Below are 19,321 nucleotides of genomic sequence, written 5' to 3'. Positions count from 1 at the left end.
GAAAGATCGTCAAGGGTTGGGCGATTGGTCGATGGCCAAGGTATGAAGTTGCAGGCCTGCCAGTCGGTATGCTTTATATCGGTGACGCGCGTGCTGTTTAAGCGTCTCATCGCAAGGGACGAAGTCTACCACTTGTGCAAACGAAGGCGCAAAATTTGATGCCTCTGTCGCCAAATTGATTAACACACTGCGATGACCGGTATGGCGCACACCTGGCCAGCCTATTTCCACCGGTGCGCCGCCTCGCGGCCCTTCACCGACCAGATTATGGGGCACGAAGGTATCTGGGTCACGTTGCCATAAAGCGTCATCCAATTGATGCGCTTGGGCTTGGTCCTGTGCAGCCAGATAAATGCGTTGCCCTTGTTGATAGTAGTAAAAAGCCAAATCAATGGCCGTGTCTATCAGTATTTGTTGTTCACGCGCTTGCTGCTCAGGTGTCAGCCCCAGGCTGTTGCTGTCGTCTGCCGGCTCGGGCGGCGACAAAAGATAAAAGGTGGCGGTGGGCATATACGCTCCTAAATGTGAGAAACGGCCTCCGTCCCAAAAGCGGGGTGTCCGGGTAGCGCGGAGCCATCAACATAGCCGATTGTGCGTGCAGACACCAGTGCCGGATAAAGTTTCAACAAAAAAGGAGGCCGGTGGGCCTCCTGTTCGTGGTTACTCTTCCAATTCAAGCCCGGAGCGGTTGAGTAAAAATTGCACCAGCAGAGGAACGGGACGGCCGGTGGAACCTTTTTCTTTGCCGCCGCTTTTCCAAGCAGTCCCGGCGATGTCTAAGTGTGCCCAGTTGTACTTTTTGGCAAAACGAGACAAGAAGCAGCCCGCGGTGATGGTGCCACCGCCTTTACCACCAATATTGGCCATATCGGCAAACGGGCTATCGAGTTGCTCTTGGAACTCATCAGTCATTGGCAGGCGCCACGCACGGTCACCGGCTTGCTCTGAGGCACTGATAATATCGTGCGCCAAGGGGTTCTGGTTAGCAATCAGGGCACTGATGTGATGGCTAAGGGCCATGATGCACGCCCCGGTGAGGGTTGCCACATCAATCACACACTCGGGCTCATAACGCTCTACATAGGTGAGGGCATCACAAAGTACTAAGCGACCTTCGGCGTCGGTATTGAGCACCTCGACCGTTTGCCCTGACATGGTCGTCAGGATGTCACCAGGACGATAGGCTTGGCCGTCTGGCATGTTTTCACAACCAGCGAGCACACCCACGACATTGATAGGTAGATTAAGCTCGGCCAAGGCACGCATCACCCCAAATACCGATGCAGCACCGCCCATGTCGTACTTCATCTCATCCATACCGGCACCGGGCTTAATGGAAATACCGCCCGAGTCAAAGGTGAGGCCTTTGCCGACGAGCACAATCGGTTTTGCCTCTGGATCAGGGCTGCCCTTGTACTCCATGATCGACATCATCGATTCATTTTTTGAGCCACGGCCAACCGCAAGATAGGAATGCATGCCTAGCTTTTCCATTTCCTCTTCACCGATAATACGGGTGGTGACCGCATCATAGTCATCGGCTAAACGGCGCGCTTGCGAGGCAAGGTACGCCGGGTTGGCTACGTTTGGTGGCATGTTACCCAAGTCTTTACAGGCGTTAACACCAGAGGCAACCGCCAAACCGTGCGCGATAGCGCGTTCACCCAGGTTCAGTTCACGACGTGTTGGCACGTTGAACACCATTTTGCGCAATGGGCGGCGAATTTCTGGCTTAACACTTTTGAACTGGTTAAAGGTGTACAGGCTGTCTTTGGTGCTCTCAACCGCTTGGCGGACTTTCCAGTAGGTGTCGCGCCCTTTAACGTGTAGTTCGGTTAAGAAGCAGACCGCTTCCATCGACCCGGTTTCGTTCAGGGTGTTGATGGTTTTCTTGATGATTTCTTTATACTGACGCTCGCCCAGCTCGCGTTCTTTACCGCAGCCGACCAATAGTACGCGTTCTGATAGGACATTCGGGACATGGTGCAGCAGGAGCACCTGGCCGGGTTTTCCTTCCAGATCACCGCGGCGCAGCAAGGCGCTGATGTAGCCGTCGCTGATTTTATCGAGCTGCTCGGCCACAGGGGAGAGGCGGCGAGGCTCAAACACGCCAACGACAATACAGGCACTGCGTTGCTTTTCGGGGCTACCGCTCTTTACACTGAACTCCATTTGTACTCCTAGATCCTAAAGACAATTGAGACCAAATGTTGGATAATGCCGCCACTATATGTTGTTGAACGCGCGTTGATGCGTCCAGATCAGCCGGCGGTCAACAAATGGCCGAAAGATTAGAAAACAACTAATTAACCCAGAAACTATAGTTATTCGAGTAAAAAAACAAGTTTTCCATAGGTGCCTTCGCTTTGATAATTGTTCGATATTTGATCCGGGAGACAGTTAAAACACAAGTTGCCGTTTTATTTGTGTTGTTTCTGGTCTTTTTCAGCCAAAAATTTATCCGTGTGCTTGCCAGTGCCACGGAAGGATCGATCCCGGGGAATCAGATCATTACCTTAGTCGGTTTATATATGCCGTCGATGGCAATGTTGATGTTACCTTTGAGCTTGTATATCGGCATTTTGATTACATTCGGGCGGCTCTATGCTGAGAGTGAGATCACGGTCATGAACGCCACTGGGATTGGCAATGAGTTTCTGATCCGCGCCGCGCTGTATCTCGCGATTATCACCGGATCCGTGGCGGCGTTTAACTCGCTTTGGCTAACGCCTTGGGCTAATAACCAAGAGCTCGAGGTGATGGAGCAATTAGAGGCCAAATCCGGTTTAGAATTGTTGGTGCAAGGGCAGTTTCAAAGTGCGCCATCGGGTGAGGCGGTGATTTTCGTCGATAATATCGAAGATGATGGTAAAACGCTCAAGCAGGTATTTGTCGCTCAGCCCGTCCCCCAAGGCTCTTTACTGCCGAATGTGGTGGTGGCCGATAAAGGCTATGTGTCTGAGCTGCCTGACGGTCGCCAAGTTTTGGATTTGTTAGAGGGAACCCGTACCGAGGGCGTACCGACTCAGCTTAACTATGGTGTAACGACCTATAAAAACTATCAGGTATTGATTGGTCAGCGCGAAGTGCGTGAAAAAAGTCGTGACTGGGATGCGGTGCCAACCTTGCAATTGGTTGGTGAATCAAGTTTGAAGGCGCGCGCCGAACTGCAGTGGCGTATTTCCTTGGTGTTGTGTATTCCCTTGATGACCATGATTGTGGTGCCGTTGTCGGCGGTGAACCCGCGTCAGGGACGCTTTGCCAAACTCTTCCCCGCGATAATGATTTATCTGGCCTATTTTTTATCGATCAGCGCGGCGAAATCCGCGGTAGAAGATGGCGATCTGCCCGCACAAATTGGTCTGTGGAGTATCAATGTGGCCGCCTTATTACTGGCCGTGATCCTCGCCAGCTGGGATTCGCTACCGGTGAGAAAACTCAAAGCTAGCTTAAAAGGATCTGCCTGATGTTTCGCATTCTTGATTGGTATATTGGCCGGACTCTGATAGGCACCTCGTCACTGTGCTTGGCGACCTTGGTGGGATTGTCTGCGATCATCAAGTTTGTCGAGCAGCTGCGCTCGGTCGGTGATGGTACCTACACCATGGGTAAAGCGATTTTGTATGTGTTGCTCAGCATGCCGCGCGATATTGAAATGTTCTTCCCCATGGCGGTTTTGCTGGGGGCATTGATTGGTTTGGGAATGCTGGCCTCAAGCTCAGAGCTGGTGGTGATGCAGGCCGCTGGGGTGTCGAAACTCCAAATTGGCCTATCAGTGCTTAAAACGGCCATTCCGTTAATGTTGATTGTGATGGTGCTGGGCCAGTGGSGCGCACCGGATGCGCAAAAAGCTGCTCGTGAGCTGCGTGCCATTGCCAAATCAGGCGGAAACGTGATGTCGGTGCGGCGTGGGGTTTGGGCGAAAGATGGCGACGACTTTATTTATATCGCCCGCGCGGATGAGCAAGATACGCTGACCGGTGTGAGCATTTGGAAGTTTGATGACCAGCAAACCATGACCAATGTGGTGTTTGCTGAGCGTGCTGATTATCTCAATAAAGACAGTTGGATGCTTAAAGATGTGACCATTACGCGCATGCAAAATCAAACCGCGCTGAGCAATGTAGAGCAGGATGAATTGGTTTGGAATACCACACTGACGCCTGACAAATTAGCGGTGGTGACGGTGAAACCGGAAGAGCTACCGCTATCGGGTTTGTATAGTTATGTGTCGTACCTTAAAGCGTCACAGCAAGATGCGTCACGTTATGAGCTGGCCCTGTGGCGCAAAGCGGTACAGCCGCTGTCGATCGCGGTGATGATGCTGTTGGCGCTGAGTTTTGTCTTTGGCCCTTTGCGAAGTGTCACCATGGGTGCGCGGGTGCTATCAGGGGTGATTTTTGGCTTTGGCTTTTATATCGCCAACGAAGTCTTTGGGCCGATGAGTTTGGTGTATCATCTCCCTCCGGCCATTGGTGCTATCACCCCAAGTGTCATTTTTCTGGTGATCACCTTGCTGTTACTGAGACGCAAGCTGTAGTGCTGAAAGTAAACGCTTAGCGACAAGGTAAGGTGATGACATCAGTGCTTTGGCAAATCAATCGCGAGCGTGAAGAGATTAAAAAAGGGCCGATAACATATCGGCCCTTAGTTTATTTGATCATTCTCTAAGTGTGGTTTAGAAGCTGTAGCTCATACCTAAACGAACATCGCGCCCAGGCTCAGGCATGCTATTGCCGCTGCTTAAGGTAAACGAGCTATGCTCGCTGTATTCTTTGTCGAGCAGGTTATTGACCGCGAGTGAAACAGTAAGCCCCTGATAGGCTGCTGGCTGCCACTGTGCGCGTACATCATGAACCATGTAACCAGGTTTCTCGTGTTTACCTTCTGGCACATCGGTCAGCCTTTCCACTCCGGTAAGGGTATAGCCTAAGCTCACATCGGTATCGACTAGCTGATATTGCGTATCCCACACCCAAGTGTTACCGACTGACGCGCCAATTGCCATGGCGTCGCCCAAAGGATCGCCATTTTCATCTTCCATGTCGACGTAGCTATAGCTCAGTCGGGTATCGAGCTGCTTGAGCGCCCAGTTAACACTGGCTTCGACACCTTGGCTCGTCACATCATCCTCTAGATTGTAAAGGTAGTGTGGGTCACTACCGCGATCATACGCCTGGTAGTTTTCTATTTGAGTATTAAAGCCGGTGACCGCAAAACTCAGGGTATCTTGTTCGGCTAGCATTCCATAACCTTGCCATTCAATACCGATTTCAGCTTGTTTAGCCTGTTCGGGCTTTAAGCCTTTTTCCACATCAACGGCACCACCGATCAACAATACTTCGCGGGTTTTGGCACCGCGTACGGCTTCGCCGTAGCCAGCATGAAGACGGAGGTTGTCAGTGGCTTGATAGCTCAGTTGTAGGTTCGGTGATACTTCACTGCCATCGATCTCGCCTGCTTGGCCATAATCGGTGTGGTAATCATCAAAACGGGCACCCCAAGCAATGCCAAGGTCGCCGATTGTCATTCTATCTTGCAAGAAAACACCAATGTTTCTGGCTTTGTCTTGGTTGTTAGGACCATTCGCTTCTTCATAATCGATATTGTCGGTTTTTTGCTCGAACATATCGATGCCAGCGGTGAGGTCATGCTGCAAAGCACCGGTATTGAAACGCATACGATTACGAATATCACCGCCAATATTGCGTGAACGGCTGAATGTCTGGCTCTCAATGCGATCAAGATCGAGGGTGTTTTGATAGAGCTTGGTGGTCAGTTCAATCCAGTTAGAATCCGGCGCCCAGCGATGTTGGAAAGAGAAGGTTTCGCGCTCGGTTTCTTGATAGCTCTGTGACTGACGGCTGAATTCAGGCATGTGCGCACGGATAAAGTAATCGCCCTCATCTGTCCGACGTTCGGCGCTAACACGAACATCATGATCACCCTGATCAAGAAGCGAAAGCTTGACCAAGTAGCTTCGCTGTTGGCTGGCAGTAGCAGGTTGTAAATCACCACCACCGTGACGATAGTCGTCACTATTGCGACCTTTCATGTAGGCAAGAATGCCCAGTGATTCGCCAAGGCGACCATACACAGCGGAACTGCCCGAGGTCGCATTTGCCGCGCTTTCGTGGCCGGCGGAAAAACGGGCACCGATATCTTGCCCTGCGCGAAGCATGTCTTGCGCATCTTTGGTTTCAAAGCGGACGCTACCTCCTAATGCGCCAGGGCCACTATCAGCGCTAGCAGGTCCGGACTCTACGCCAACACGTTTGAGCAATTCAGGCTCAATATTTAAACGCCCTTGGTGATGGAACAGGTAGCCACCTTGAGCTGCACCATCAACGGTAATGTTGAGGTTGGTATCTTCAACACCGCGCAGATAGACCTTTTGTCCGGTGCCAATCCCGCCGCCGACGTTAATGCTGGCGGTATCGCGGAACATGTCTTCTAGATCTTGTGCCTGACGTGCTTCAAGCGCTTCGGCATTAACCGCTATTTTGCCTTGTAGGCTGTCAGCGGTGACAGTCACTGTCTCGACCGGCTTTGGGTCTTGAGCATGAGCGGGCAGACTGAGCRTTCCCGCGGCGATAAGAGCAAGGGTGAGCGGTCTTAAACGTAAATGCATGTCATACTCCTATGCAAATAGTTATCATTTGATTGTGGGGGGCGGAACTATATCAAGGCGAGATCAAAATAACCAATAAAATCATATTAAAAATGCGTATTGTTACGATTATCATCTGCCTATGTTGCTAAATGGATAGACTATGTGACGTGTTTGTTTTTAATAAGAAAATAGAGAGGCAATCAGAAAGCTAATGCAGATGCTATGCGGTGGAAACGGACGAGAAAAGAATGAAGACGGAAAATAAGAGGGCCAGCAATCATGCCGGCCCACGCAAAAGAATACGTCTTTTAACGTTAATCTTTTTTAGATTGAGGCGCATCTAGGTATTCAAACGCCTTAACCACGCCTTCTACACCGCGAATATTGCGCGCTATCTCAACCGCTTGGTCCGCTTGTGATTGGGTGACGGCGCCCATTAAAAACACTTCGCGGGCTTCAGTGACCACCTTGATATTTACCGTGCGTAACTGGTCATCGGCGACAAAGGCTGCTTTGACGCGAGTCGTTAGCCAGCTATCCGTACTGATATCGGCCAAGCCAACCATTGGCGTTTCACGAACTTCGTTATAGACAACATCGACGTTATCCAGGGCTCGGACCCGTTCAACCAGTTGCTGGGTGAGGGCCTGGTCGGTGCTTTGCCCGACTAACAGAACTTGCCCTTGAAACGATGCCGCTTTAACGCGAAGCTTATTTTTGAACGGGGCCTTGTTCACGATCCCGGCAGTATTGAGACCAATTTGGGTATCGTGCCACTCTTCTCCGGTCGTACGAGGATCGGAGGAATAAATGGCGGAACACGCTTGCAGCGTCAGTGCCAATATCAAGGTCATGATAACGCGCATGAATTATTCTCCGTGAGAAGGAAAGAGGACTTGGTCAATCAGGTCACACAAGCAATGGACAGTGAGTAGGTGTCCTTCTTGAATGCGTGCGGTACGTTGCGAGGGAATACGGACTTCGACATCACGCTGGCCAAGCAACCCGGCCATTTCGCCGCCGTCTTTCCCGGTTAACGCAATAATGGTCATATCACGGGTCACGGCAGCCTCCATCGCTTTGATGATGTCTTTACTGTTGCCGCTGGTGGATATGGCCAGAAGCACATCGCCCGCTTGCCCTAGCGCTCGTACTTGCTTGGAGAAGACTTCATCGTGGCTGTAGTCGTTGGCCACTGCGGTTAAGGTGGTAGTGTCTGTGGTGAGCGCCAAAGCCGGTAAGCTGGGACGCTCAGTCTCAAAGCGATTTAACAGGCAAGACGCAAAATGCTGGGCATTCGCGGCGGAACCGCCATTACCACAACACAAGATTTTGTTGCCGTTAAGTAGGCTTTGCACCATTACTTGTGCCGATTGTGATAGATACTCGGGAATCGCTTCTGCGGCCGCGATTTGGGTTTGAATACTTTCGGTAAAGCTCTCTTTAATGCTCTCTAGCATGACTTACCCTTGAACAATGTTTTGAATCCAGTTGACCGCCTCAACGCTGCCATCAAAGGTGACAGCGTCAAAGCGAAATTCGGTTTGCATACTTTTGATGCCGCGGCATTGCATCCAACGCTCAGCGGCGAGAATTAAACGACGTTGTTTGGTGGCGGTAATGCTCGCCGCCGCACCACCAAAGCCGTGCCCGCGCCGGAAACGCACCTCGACAAACACCAAGCAACTGCCATCGCGCATCACAAGATCAATCTCGCCGCGACGACTATGGGCGTTTTTATCGAGTAGATTCAGCCCGTGGCGCATTAGGTATTGGCAAGCGTGTGCTTCGTAAGCCTGTCCTGTTGCTCTGGACTGAGGCTGTTTCACTGCGCCTCTCCGCGAGATTCCGTCTCAACAGGCTCAATGGCGGTTTGACCAAATCGCGCCCAGTCTAGCTGACGGTGGATAATACACTGATCGGCGAGTGAGAGTTGCCCCGTTTGACCATTTAGCTGATAACCCGGCTGGGCCTGCATTTGTGGTAGCCCCTTCAGTAGCTGGTAAGCATCCATCCCCAAGGCATGTAAGCGCGTGGTGTTGTTACTTGGTGATGGATGACGCTGTTGATAGCTTTTATACGCATCGCTTTGGGCGTGCACTAATAAAGGAATATCACTGAATTCGATGCCTTCAAGCTCGGCTAATTGGCCCATGCCATCGGCGCGGTTATTGCTACGCGAGCTTGCATAGAGTTTCGGCGGCAAGACATCGGGATTAATCGCGACCTCAATAAAGGGTTTTAATAAAGTCAGCTCAGCGKCACCGGCCACCATATAAACGGCGTCGATATCGCGACGGCTGCGGGCTTGCGATTGTAAGGGTAAGTCGGTGAGTTTTTTCAGTTGTGAAATGCGGCGCTGACTGGCGTCTAAACCAAAGATATCACGAATGCGTGCTTGCATTTTATCACGATCCCCGAGAGGCGCTTGCTCAACGTCTGTATCGGTGAGTGACTGCCAGCGGGCGGAAAATGCATCACGGATCCGTTGACCAAAGGCAGAGTCAGGGTAGAGCACTAAGGGGAACTGATACCCCTGCTGGTGAAGACGGTCGGCGGCTTGCGCGGCTTCTTGTTCGGGTGACAAGGTGAAGTAGCACACACCTTGCGTATAATTTTCATCCGTGGGCTGGTTAAGCGCCAATAAAGGCACTTGGCCGGCGAGCGCGTCACTGACTGCGGCGACTTTGTGTTTCTGCAGTGGGCCCACCACGAAGTCGATGCCGTCATCACGGATACGTTGCGTGAGCGCATCGACATCCATGGCGTTGGTATCGTAAAAGCGCACACGAGGGCGTTGATCTGTTTTCGCATCAAGCATGGCTTCAATAAAGCCATCACGAATGGCATCCCCTTGATCAGCAAATTTATCCGTCAGTGGTAGCATGACCCCTACATTAGTGGGTTGTGTGATGGTCAGTGCTTGGATATCGGCCAAATTATCCGGTAAATACTGGTTCGCGGGGTGCGTAGGGTGCGACGCCAAGTAGGCATCTAATTGGCTTTGCATCTCGGCCAGATCGCGGGTGTAGCGGCGCGCGATGTCCAATAAGGTGACCCAACCGGCAAGGATGTCATCATCACTGGATTGAAGCTGTTTGATCTCGCGCTGGTTGAGCGATTGTAAATCTTGCCACAGCGTGTTCCATGCTTGCTGAGCTTGGTCGGATTCAATATAGCTGGCTAACCGATGCTGATTGTTGACCGCGTCCAGGGCATTGCCTTGCTGACGCGCAATTTTGGCTTTTTGCTGATAAAAGCGGACATATTGTCCCTCGGTGAGCTGCCAATCAGGGGATAAGGCCAACGCTTGATCGGCTTGGGTTAGCTTGCCGGTTTGTGCCAAAAAGCGCCCACGGGCGAGTGTCCATTCAATACGCTGGTCCGTATTAAGATTGCGCTCAGCCAAGCGCTGCAGCAGCACATCCGCTTGGTTCAATTGTTGCTCGTTAATCAGCGCTTTTATCGCCAGTAAAAACCAGTCATTTTGCTTTTCACCTTGGCTGGTTTCGGCCTGCAACAAATAAAATGTCGAATTTTCCGTTGCCGGTTGACTGATGACATCACGCGCAGTTGGCGTGGTGGACGGCGCACTACAAGCCGCTAAAGCCAATGCTAAGGCTACAGGGGTAATAAGTCGTGTTACACTTTGACGCTTCTGGGTAAGTTTAACCATGAACATATTTCAACCGTGACAACGTTGCCCCTATCTTAATCGCCGAAGGGTTGTTAAACAAATGACTGATGCAAATCTATCCGACCATGCTCACCCCACGCTGTATATTGTGCCAACACCGATTGGCAATTTGGCTGATATTACCCAGCGTGCTCTTGATGTTTTAGCCAGTGTCGACGTGGTCGCGGCCGAAGATACGCGTCATACGGCTCGGTTGCTATCGCATTTTTCGATTAGTGCGAAAACTTTTGCGTTGCATGAGCACAATGAACAGCAGAAAGCCGCTGCATTGTTAACGCGCCTGCAACAAGGCCAGTCGATTGCATTAGTCTCTGATGCTGGCACCCCCTTGATTAGCGATCCGGGATATCACCTGGTCACTCAATGCCGTGAGGCGGGTGTCAGAGTGGTCCCATTGCCTGGCGCCTGCGCGGTAGTCACCGCATTAAGTGCATCGGGTTTGCCTTCAGACCGTTTTAGTTTTGAAGGGTTCCTGCCTCCTAAGACAAAAGCGCGACAAGATACGTTCCGTGAATTGGCCGATGATCCGCGTACCTTAATTTTCTATGAGTCACCGCACCGTATTCGTGACAGCTTGGCGGATATGCGCGAGGTACTGGGCGACGCGCGTCGCGTGGTGTTGGCGCGCGAACTAACGAAAACCTTTGAAACCATCCATGGGGCACCGTTGGGTGAACTCATTGAGTGGTTGAGTGAGGATCCTAACCGCTTACGTGGAGAAATGGTGTTATTGGTCGCCGGCCATCGCGCGGATAAAACGGCTTTGCCAACCGCGGCGTGTCATGCGCTGGGTCTATTGGCGGCCGAGTTACCGTTAAAAAAAGCAGCCGCGTTAGTCGCGGAATTATATGCGGTGAAAAAAAACGCACTCTATAAATGGGGCCTAGAGAATTTATAGCTGAGCGCGATTTACGCTGGCTTGCGTGAATATTCTTCTATATACTCCCCCGCTCGAGTTGGCCGGGTAATCGCTGCTTTATTGATGTCCTTTGGGAGACTAATAAAGGGGAGGAAAGTCCGGGCTCCTCAGGGCAGGGTGCCAGGTAACGCCTGGGAGGCGCGAGCCTACGACCAGTGCAGCAGAGAGTATACCGCCGATGGCTCTTCGGAGCACAGGTAAGGGTGAAAGGGTGCGGTAAGAGCGCACCGCGCGACTGGCAACAGTTCGTGGCACGGTAAACTCCACCCGGAGCAAGACCAAATAGGTCCCTATTGGCGCGGCCCGCGTTTGGGGACGGGTAGGTTGCTGGAGCCTGTGAGCGATTGCAGGCCTAGACGAATGGTTACCACCGTTTTTACGGTACAGAACCCGGCTTACAGGCCAACTCACCTCCTTTTAGGGCGAGCCTTTTTGGCTCGCCCTCTCTTTTTCAGCGTTTGAGTCAGACGATTTGGTTATAACCGAATGTCATCGGCTTGTTTATGTATTGATTAAGCCGCTGAAAACCTTCTTTAATCTTCCCAGGTGTGATCTTGCTCACTGTCATGGCTTGCTTGACTTTCTTTTTACCTGCTACGTACACTTCTGGGTGGGAAAATGTGGTGTAAAGTGGATAATCTTGGTGAAAAAGGGAAAATAACGTCATGTTACGTGGCGTCAGCGCCATTTCGGTCGATAAAAAAGGGCGACTTGCTCTGCCAACGCGCTATCGCGATGGGTTAATTCACCATTGTGATGGCCAGTTTGTGTGCACGATCGATCACCAACTTCCTTGCTTGGCGCTGTATCCGGTCCCGGAATGGGAAGTGATTGAGGCGAAGTTATCGCAGTTATCCAGCTTTCAACCTGCAGAGCGACGCCTGCAGCGTTTATTACTTGGCCATGCGTTTGACTGTGAAATGGACGGACAAGGTCGCTTATTACTGCCTGCGACCTTGCGCCAATATGCCGGGTTAGACGGCAAAGCGATGCTGGTTGGCCAACTCAACAAATTTGAGATTTGGGACGAGCAGACGTGGCAGGCACAAATTCGCCAGGATATGGACACACAGGCGGAATCAACCCCGATGCTCAGTGAGCGGTTAGCAGACCTCTCATTGTAAATAATGAAGTGAATGTATGTCAGAACAATATACCCATGTTTCCGTCCTATTAAATGAATCAGTGGACGGCCTTGCGATTAAACCCGATGGTATCTATGTCGATGGTACTTTTGGTCGCGGCGGTCACTCGCGCCATATCTTGTCGCAATTGGGTGATAACGGTCGCCTGTATGCTATCGATCGCGATCCACGCGCGATCGAAGAGGCAAATTCCATCGATGATCCGCGTTTCCAGATTATTCATGGCCCGTTTTCTGAGATAGCGTCGTACCTCAGTGAGCGTGGGCTAGCGGAAAAGGTCGATGGGATCCTCCTTGATTTGGGCGTGTCTTCGCCCCAGCTTGACGACCCTAGCCGTGGCTTCAGTTTTATGCATGATGGCCCGCTTGATATGCGTATGGATCCGAGCACCGGCCAGTCGGCCGCACAGTGGTTAGAAACCGCCAGTGTCGATGATATTGTTTGGGTATTAAAAGTGTTCGGCGAAGAGCGTTTTGCGCGCCGGATTGCCAATGCCATTGTTCGTCACCGTGAAGATGAAGAAGCACCTGCGCTGACCACGACCAATCAGCTTGCCAAGCTGATTGATCACGCGGTGCCGTTTAGAGAGAAGAAAAAGCATCCTGCGACACGTAGCTTTCAAGCGATTCGGATTTACATCAACAGTGAACTGGATGAAATCGAGCAAGCACTGCAAGGCGCGCTCGCCAGTTTAGCCCCGAGTGGACGCTTATCAGTGATTAGCTTTCACTCGTTAGAAGATCGCATGGTCAAGCGCTTTATCCGTAAGCAAAGTAAAGGACCGGATGTGCCCAAAGGGGTGCCTTTGACCGAAGCACAGATTGCCGAGCTCGGTTCGGCGGCAATGAAGCCGATTGGCAAGGCGATTAAACCGTCCGCGGAAGAAGTGGCGCATAACGCCCGGGCGCGAAGCTCGGTATTACGCGTAGCGGAAAAGCTAGGATAACGCATGAAACCGCGCCCAAGCCTCGCTAAGCAGATAGGCCAGGATGTATTGGCAATCGGGAAGTTGCCATTAGGGTTACTGCTGGCGGTATTGGTTTCGGCGATTGCCGTGGTATCGATGACCCAATCAACGCGTAATTTGATTGCCAAACAGGACGCGCTATTAGAGCAACGTGAAACCCTTGAAGTGGAGTGGCGCAATCAATTGTTAGAGGAAAATGCGTTGTCTGAACATAGCCATGTGGAATCCGTGGCGCGTCAGTCTTTTGATATGATTCGTCCCACCAGTGAGAACGAAGTGATTGTAACGCGACCTTTGAGTAACGACCGGTGAAAAAACGTTCTACCAAGTCAACTAATCGCCGTACACCCAAAGCGCCACCGGTATTGATTCAGTGGCGCTTTGGTCTTGTCTGCGTATTTATTGGCTTAGCCTTGGCTGCCTTGGTGGCGCGCGCCGCTTATATCCAAGTGATTGAGCCCGATCGATTACGCCACGAAGGGGATCTGCGTTCGATACGAACAGAGCAGGTTCCTTCCGCGCGAGGCATGATCACCGACCGTCAAGGTGAGGCACTCGCGATCAGTGTGCCCGTTCAAGCCGTGTGGGCGGATCCGGTGACGGTATTCAAACACCAAGGATTAAAAAACGTCGATCGCTGGCATGCGCTTGCGGATGTTTTGGGGTTAGATCGGCAAGCCTTGATTGATAAAATTCAGGCTAATCGGCAGCGGCGCTTTATTTATCTGCAACGTCAAGTGCGTCCAGCCATGGCAGCGTACGTTGATAAGCTTGAGTTACCTGGCATAGGGTTAAAAGCTGAGTCACGCCGCTTTTATCCTAGTGCGGAAGTCAGTGCACACCTTGTTGGGATGACTGGGATTGACGGCCATGGTTTAGAAGGGATCGAACGCCGATTTGATGATTGGTTGGCGGGTGAGCATGGTAAACGCACGGTGCGTAAAGACCGATTTGGCCGTGTCGTGGAGCATATTGCCACCGAAGATAAAAAAGAAGGCCAGTCGCTGACGCTGAGCATCGATCAGCGTCTTCAAGCCATTGCGTATCGTGCTATCAAACAAGCCGTCGCCGATTACCGCGCCACCTCGGGCTCTTTGGTGATGGTGGACGTGAAGACCGGTGAAGTGATGGCCATGGTCAACGCCCCCTCCTATAACCCCAATAATCGTAGCTCACTCAAAAGCTTTAACATGCGTAATCGCGCGATTACTGATGTGTTTGAACCGGGCTCAACCATGAAGCCTTTTGTGGTACTCACGGCATTAGAAAACGGTGTTGCTGATATGGACACCGTAATAGATACCGGCAACGGCATTATGCAAATCGGTGGCAGTCGAGTGCGTGATGTTTCTAAAGTCGGCAAAGCTAACCTTGCGCGTATTCTCAAAAAATCCAGTAATATCGGTGTGAGTAAACTCTCATTAGCCATGCCTGTAGAGACCTTATTAGGTCAGTATGGCAGCTTTGGACTCGGCACCGGTACGGGCGTTGAGCTGGTTGGTGAATCTGTGGGCCATTTCCCCTCTCGGCGTCGTTGGTCAGATTTTGAACGTGCCACGCTAGCCTTTGGCTATGGATTATCGGTGACACCGACTCAGCTTGTGCGTGCTTATGCCACGCTAGGATCGCTGGGTATTAATCGACCACTGAGCATTTTAAAGCGTGAAGGCGTCACAGAAGGTAAGCAAGTTGCCTCGCGCGAAAATGCCTATAAAGTCCTGCAAATGCTGGAAGGGGTGACCCAAGAAGGCGGCAGTGCGCGTCGTGCCGCGGTTGATGGCTATCGCGTTGGCGCCAAAACCGGGACCGCGAAAGTCGCTGTCGCCGGTGGCTATGGCGACGAATATATTGGTTACACCGCGGGGCTGGCCCCCATTAGCGATCCTAAGCTGGCCATGGTGGTGGTGATCAACGAGCCGCAAGGCGACAAATATTATGGCGGGCAGGTCGCGGCACCTGTGTTTTCGAGCGTGATGAAAAGCGCCCTCCAGATTTTAAACATTGCACCGGATGCCGGTACGGGTCCGGCGTTGCAAGTGGCAAAGCATGCAAATGAAGTGAATGGCGATGAATGATTTAAACCAATGGCTGAGCCCTTGGCTGGCGGATGTGCCCTCGATGCCGGTACGGCACCTATCCTTGGATAGCCGCAAAATCCGTCAAGGTGATGTATTCGTGGCGATAAAAGGCCACCAAGTTGATGGTCGCCAGTTTATCGATACCGCGATTCAGGCCGGTGCTGTGGCTGTGGTGCAGCAAGCGGAGCAAAATGCTGTGCAGTGGCATCAGAATGTGCCGCTCATCAGTTTATGCGTTTTACCTGCTTCCTTATCGGCATTGGCCGCGCGTTTTTATCAGCACCCGCAACAGCACATAGGCATGATTGGCGTGACCGGCACCAATGGTAAAACCACAGTCTCCCAATTGATTGCACAGTGGTTAGATGCCTTAGGTGAGCGGACCGCGGTGATGGGCACCACTGGCAATGGCTTTATTGGCCAATTAGAAGCGGCGGAAAACACCACGGGCGATGCCATTGGTATTCAAGCCCAGCTTGCGGCGTTTGCGCAGCAAGGTGCACGCCATGTCGCGATGGAAGTGTCTTCACATGGTTTAGTCCAAGGACGAGTCGCGAGCCTGGCATTGGATGCGGCTGTGTTTACCAATTTAAGCCATGATCATCTCGATTATCACGGCACCTTAGATGCCTATGCGGCGGCGAAAAAGCAACTGTTTGATTTGGGCTCTCCGCTCAAAGTGATAAACGCTGACGATGCCGTGGGGCGCACTTGGCTCCAGCAATGGCCTGACGCGATTGCCGTCGCCATGCAGCCCGACGCATTAAGTGCTCACGCCGGCCGGTATGTACTGGCACAGTCGGTGACCTATACCACCGAGGGGGTCTGTGTTCGTATTGACTCCTCGTGGGGCCAGGGTGACATGTATGCAGAGTTAGTGGGTGATTTTAATGTCAGCAACCTCCTTGTGAGCCTGGCGACTTTGCTGGGGCTGGGTTATTCGTTATCAACCTTGTTGGCGAGTAGTCAGCAGCTACAAGCGGTTGTGGGGCGCATGGAGGTTTTTCTTGCGCCTGACAAACCGACCGTGGTGGTTGACTATGCTCACACGCCCGATGCGCTTGAGAAAGCACTACTGGCCTTACGACGTCATTGCCACGGCGCACTTTGGTGTGTATTTGGTTGTGGCGGCGATCGTGATACGCGTAAACGCCCGGTGATGGCCCGAGTGGCTGAGCAGCATGCCGACAAGGTGGTGTTGACCAATGATAACCCTCGCGGTGAGGCCCCTGAGTCGATCACGCAAGATATGCTCGCGGGGCTGCACAACCCCGAATGTGTATGGGTAGAGCATGACCGCGCTCAAGCGGTGACGCAGGTCATCGAGCAAGCGCAAGCCGACGACATTGTCTTGGTGGCGGGCAAGGGCCATGAAGACTATCAAGTGCTCGCGCATGGCAAGGTGCATTACTCTGACCGCGAGACGGTCGCGGCGCGACTCAAGGAGTTATCATGATTCGGACAACCCTCAGCACATTGGCGAATGCGATAGGGGCCACTGTGTATTATGCCGATCACGCGTCGGGCACGCCGCCGATCGATGCCATTACCACCGATACGCGTGAGCTGCGCGCGGGGGCACTGTTTGTCGCGCTAAAAGGTGACCGTTTTGATGGCCACGATTTTGCTGAGCAGGCAAAAGCATCAGGCGCCGCCGCGATGGTGGTTTCGCGCCAGTTGAACATTGATATACCCCAATTGCTGGTGGACGATACACGCCTTGCCCTCGGTCAGTTAGGCGCTTGGGTCAAACAGCAATGCCAGGTGCCGACCATTGCGATCACGGGGAGCTGCGGTAAGACCACAGTCAAACAAATGTTGGCGGCGATCCTGGCACAGAAAGGATCCACGTTATCGACTGCCGGTAACTTCAATAATGATATTGGTGTCCCGCTGACGTTGTTTCGACTCACTCCTGCACACCACTATGCGGTGATTGAACTCGGCGCTAACCATATTGGTGAAATTGCTTATACCACATCATTGGTCAAGCCTGATATTGCCGTGGTCACTAACTTAGCCGCGGCCCATCTCGAAGGGTTCGGCTCATTAGAGGGCGTGGCTGTTGCCAAAGGCGAAATTTATCAAGGGCTGCCCGAAGGCGGGATAGCGTTGGTGAATCAGGGTAGCCACGGTGGTGATATATGGGGTGACGTCCTGGCAGATAAGCAGGTGATTGCGGTAACAGACACGCAAGCCGCCCCCCTGACCTTGATTGATAGTGCCCTGACAAACGCGGGCTGTTATCAGCTCACGCTGAGTGACGGACAGAGCCAACAGTCGGTGATGCTGCCGCTACCGGGCAAGCACAATATTATTAATGCGTTAATGGCCGGTTGTGCGGCGATGCAGTTACCCGGCGTGAGTCTGGCGGATGTCGTGACTGGGCTTGAGTCGGTAGAAAACGTCGCAGGACGCACACAAGTGAGTGAGCCTCGTCCAGGGTTACGACTGATTGATGATACCTATAACGCCAGTGTCCCAGCGATGAAGTCTGCCATTGATGTTTTAGCCAGCTATCCAGGTGAGCGTTGGTTGATCGTCGGTGATATGGCAGAGCTGGGTGAATACAGTGAGCAAATGCACCGTGAAGTTGGCGAGCATGCGGCGCAAGCTGCCGTTAACCGTGTCTTCACGACCGGACGCGATAGCCGTGTGATCAGCGAACGCTGTGGCGGCGATCATTTTGACAGTAAAGAGGCGCTGATTGCGCACGTAGTAGCCATGATAAAAACACAAACACCTAACACGATACTGATTAAAGGCGCCCGAGGGATGGCGATGGAAGCGGTTGTCACCGCAATCAAGGAGGCTTGCTAATGCTTTTATGGCTAGCGGAAGTACTACAAAACCTTTTACCCTCAATGCGCTTGTTTGAATACCTGACATTTCGCGCCATTGTTAGTGCACTGACGGCATTGGTTTTCTCGCTTTGGGCCGGCCCACGTCTGATTCGACGTTTACAGTCGATGCAGATTGGTCAAGTTGTTCGCGAGGAGGGCCCCGAATCTCACTTTAGCAAACGCGGTACGCCGACGATGGGCGGGGTCTTAATTGTTGCTGCCATTAGTTTAACCGTTTTGTTGTGGGCCGATTTATCCAACCCCTATGTGTGGGCTGTGATGGTCGTGCTACTGGGATACGGTGCGATTGGTTTTGTTGATGACTACCGCAAGGTAGTGCGTAAAAATACCGATGGATTAGTCGCCCGCTGGAAGTACTTTTGGCAATCTGCGATCGCACTCGGGGTGGCGTTCGCGCTCTACGCCCATGGCAATGACACCGCGGCGACACAACTGGTGGTGCCTTTCTTTAAAGACGTGATGCCCCAGCTTGGTCTGTTTTATATTGTCTTCACTTACTTTGTCATCGTGGGAACCAGCAATGCGGTGAACCTCACTGATGGCTTAGATGGCTTGGCTATTTTGCCAACCGTGATGGTTGCCGGCGGCTTCGCCTTTATTGCTTGGGCGACCGGTAACGTCAATTTCGCCAGCTACCTGCATATTCCGTATATCGAATACAGCAGTGAACTGGTTGTGGTTTGCGCGGCCATTGTTGGCGCGGGGCTGGGCTTTTTGTGGTTCAACACTTATCCGGCGCAAGTTTTTATGGGCGATGTGGGCTCACTGGCGTTGGGCGGTGCATTGGGCACAATCGCCGTGCTGGTCCGTCAAGAATTGCTATTGATCATCATGGGCGGGGTGTTCGTGATGGAAACCATCTCAGTGATCTTGCAGGTAGGCTCGTACAAACTGCGGGGACAACGGATTTTCCGTATGGCGCCGATTCATCACCATTATGAATTGAAAGGCTGGCCAGAGCCTCGGGTGATCGTACGGTTTTGGATTATTTCGTTGATGCTGGTGTTGATTGCCCTCGCCACCTTGAAGGTCCGTTAA

17 protein-coding genes and 1 other RNA gene are annotated in these 19,321 nt (G+C 52.2%); 11 read left to right on the top strand and 7 right to left on the bottom strand.

Annotated features, from left to right (window positions below; all coding sequences use genetic code 11):
• Window positions 1-9: 9 nt before the first annotated feature.
• Window positions 10-510: a DNA polymerase III subunit chi gene (locus BZG76_RS01285; protein ID WP_021022638.1), complete on the bottom strand. Its 501-nt coding sequence runs from the start codon at window positions 508-510 to the stop codon at window positions 10-12.
• A 150-nt stretch (window positions 511-660) separates the two neighbouring features.
• Window positions 661-2,172: a leucyl aminopeptidase gene (pepA, locus tag BZG76_RS01280; RefSeq protein ID WP_077459874.1), complete on the bottom strand. Its 1,512-nt coding sequence runs from the start codon at window positions 2,170-2,172 to the stop codon at window positions 661-663.
• A gap of 194 nt (window positions 2,173-2,366) precedes the next feature.
• On the opposite strand from pepA, the gene lptF reads away from it, so the two are divergent.
• Together lptF and lptG are read left to right on the top strand one after the other, a co-directional pair.
• Window positions 2,367-3,467, top strand: coding sequence for an LPS export ABC transporter permease LptF (gene lptF / locus BZG76_RS01275; RefSeq protein WP_077459873.1), 1,101 nt, complete (start codon window positions 2,367-2,369; stop codon window positions 3,465-3,467).
• Window positions 3,467-4,540 (top strand): LPS export ABC transporter permease LptG, encoded by a 1,074-nt coding sequence (gene lptG / locus BZG76_RS01270; RefSeq protein ID WP_077459872.1) that lies wholly within the window; start codon window positions 3,467-3,469, stop codon window positions 4,538-4,540. Before lptF ends, lptG begins: the two co-directional genes overlap by 1 nt.
• 138 nt (window positions 4,541-4,678) lie before the next feature.
• Here the strand turns inward: lptG and BZG76_RS01265 are convergent, their stop codons facing one another.
• From BZG76_RS01265 to BZG76_RS01245, 5 genes are all read right to left on the bottom strand, one after another.
• The gene (locus BZG76_RS01265; RefSeq protein ID WP_077459871.1) at window positions 4,679-6,631 is read right to left on the bottom strand and encodes a TonB-dependent receptor domain-containing protein; all 1,953 of its coding nucleotides are present in this window, start codon (window positions 6,629-6,631) and stop codon (window positions 4,679-4,681) included.
• A 296-nt stretch (window positions 6,632-6,927) separates the two neighbouring features.
• The gene (locus tag BZG76_RS01260) at window positions 6,928-7,479 is read right to left on the bottom strand and encodes a BON domain-containing protein (protein WP_077459870.1); all 552 of its coding nucleotides are present in this window, start codon (window positions 7,477-7,479) and stop codon (window positions 6,928-6,930) included.
• A gap of 3 nt (window positions 7,480-7,482) precedes the next feature.
• Window positions 7,483-8,073: a phosphoheptose isomerase gene (locus BZG76_RS01255; protein ID WP_021022633.1), complete on the bottom strand. Its 591-nt coding sequence runs from the start codon at window positions 8,071-8,073 to the stop codon at window positions 7,483-7,485.
• 3 nt (window positions 8,074-8,076) lie between these two features.
• Window positions 8,077-8,442, bottom strand: a complete 366-nt coding sequence (locus BZG76_RS01250) for a YraN family protein (protein ID WP_077459869.1) — start codon at window positions 8,440-8,442, stop codon at window positions 8,077-8,079.
• The gene (locus BZG76_RS01245) at window positions 8,439-10,289 is read right to left on the bottom strand and encodes a penicillin-binding protein activator (RefSeq protein ID WP_158011308.1); all 1,851 of its coding nucleotides are present in this window, start codon (window positions 10,287-10,289) and stop codon (window positions 8,439-8,441) included. Before BZG76_RS01245 ends, BZG76_RS01250 begins: the two co-directional genes overlap by 4 nt.
• Window positions 10,290-10,350: 61 nt before the next feature.
• On the opposite strand from BZG76_RS01245, the gene rsmI reads away from it, so the two are divergent.
• The 9 genes from rsmI (at window position 10,351) to mraY (ending at window position 19,321) form a co-directional block, all read left to right on the top strand.
• Entirely contained in the window at window positions 10,351-11,208 is an 858-nt protein-coding gene (gene rsmI, locus BZG76_RS01240) for a 16S rRNA (cytidine(1402)-2'-O)-methyltransferase (protein WP_021022630.1), read from the top strand.
• Window positions 11,209-11,262: 54 nt separating this feature from the next.
• Window positions 11,263-11,643: RNase P RNA component class A (gene rnpB, locus BZG76_RS01235), an RNA gene on the top strand.
• Window positions 11,644-11,894: 251 nt separating this feature from the next.
• Window positions 11,895-12,353 (top strand): division/cell wall cluster transcriptional repressor MraZ, encoded by a 459-nt coding sequence (mraZ, locus tag BZG76_RS01225; RefSeq protein WP_021022628.1) that lies wholly within the window; start codon window positions 11,895-11,897, stop codon window positions 12,351-12,353.
• A gap of 16 nt (window positions 12,354-12,369) precedes the next feature.
• Window positions 12,370-13,320: a 16S rRNA (cytosine(1402)-N(4))-methyltransferase RsmH gene (rsmH, locus tag BZG76_RS01220; RefSeq protein ID WP_021022627.1), complete on the top strand. Its 951-nt coding sequence runs from the start codon at window positions 12,370-12,372 to the stop codon at window positions 13,318-13,320.
• A 3-nt stretch (window positions 13,321-13,323) separates the two neighbouring features.
• Window positions 13,324-13,653, top strand: coding sequence for a cell division protein FtsL (ftsL, locus tag BZG76_RS01215; RefSeq protein ID WP_077459866.1), 330 nt, complete (start codon window positions 13,324-13,326; stop codon window positions 13,651-13,653).
• Window positions 13,650-15,416, top strand: coding sequence for a penicillin-binding transpeptidase domain-containing protein (locus tag BZG76_RS01210; RefSeq protein ID WP_021022625.1), 1,767 nt, complete (start codon window positions 13,650-13,652; stop codon window positions 15,414-15,416). The genes ftsL and BZG76_RS01210 overlap by 4 nt, the downstream gene beginning before the upstream one ends.
• Window positions 15,403-16,875 carry a UDP-N-acetylmuramoyl-L-alanyl-D-glutamate--2,6-diaminopimelate ligase gene (gene murE, locus BZG76_RS01205; protein ID WP_077459865.1) on the top strand — a complete coding sequence of 491 codons (1,473 nt, stop codon included), beginning with the start codon at window positions 15,403-15,405 and terminating at the stop codon, window positions 16,873-16,875. Before BZG76_RS01210 ends, murE begins: the two co-directional genes overlap by 14 nt.
• Window positions 16,872-18,239, top strand: coding sequence for a UDP-N-acetylmuramoyl-tripeptide--D-alanyl-D-alanine ligase (locus BZG76_RS01200; protein ID WP_077459864.1), 1,368 nt, complete (start codon window positions 16,872-16,874; stop codon window positions 18,237-18,239). The genes murE and BZG76_RS01200 overlap by 4 nt, the downstream gene beginning before the upstream one ends.
• The gene (gene mraY / locus BZG76_RS01195; RefSeq protein WP_077459863.1) at window positions 18,239-19,321 is read left to right on the top strand and encodes a phospho-N-acetylmuramoyl-pentapeptide-transferase; all 1,083 of its coding nucleotides are present in this window, start codon (window positions 18,239-18,241) and stop codon (window positions 19,319-19,321) included. The genes BZG76_RS01200 and mraY overlap by 1 nt, the downstream gene beginning before the upstream one ends.

It is taken from the genome of Salinivibrio sp. AR647 (assembly GCF_001995415.1).
Lineage (GTDB): Bacteria > Pseudomonadota > Gammaproteobacteria > Enterobacterales > Vibrionaceae > Salinivibrio > Salinivibrio costicola.
The sequence above is the reverse complement of the archived record's forward strand: the minus strand, read 5'-3'. Positions and strand labels throughout refer to the sequence as shown.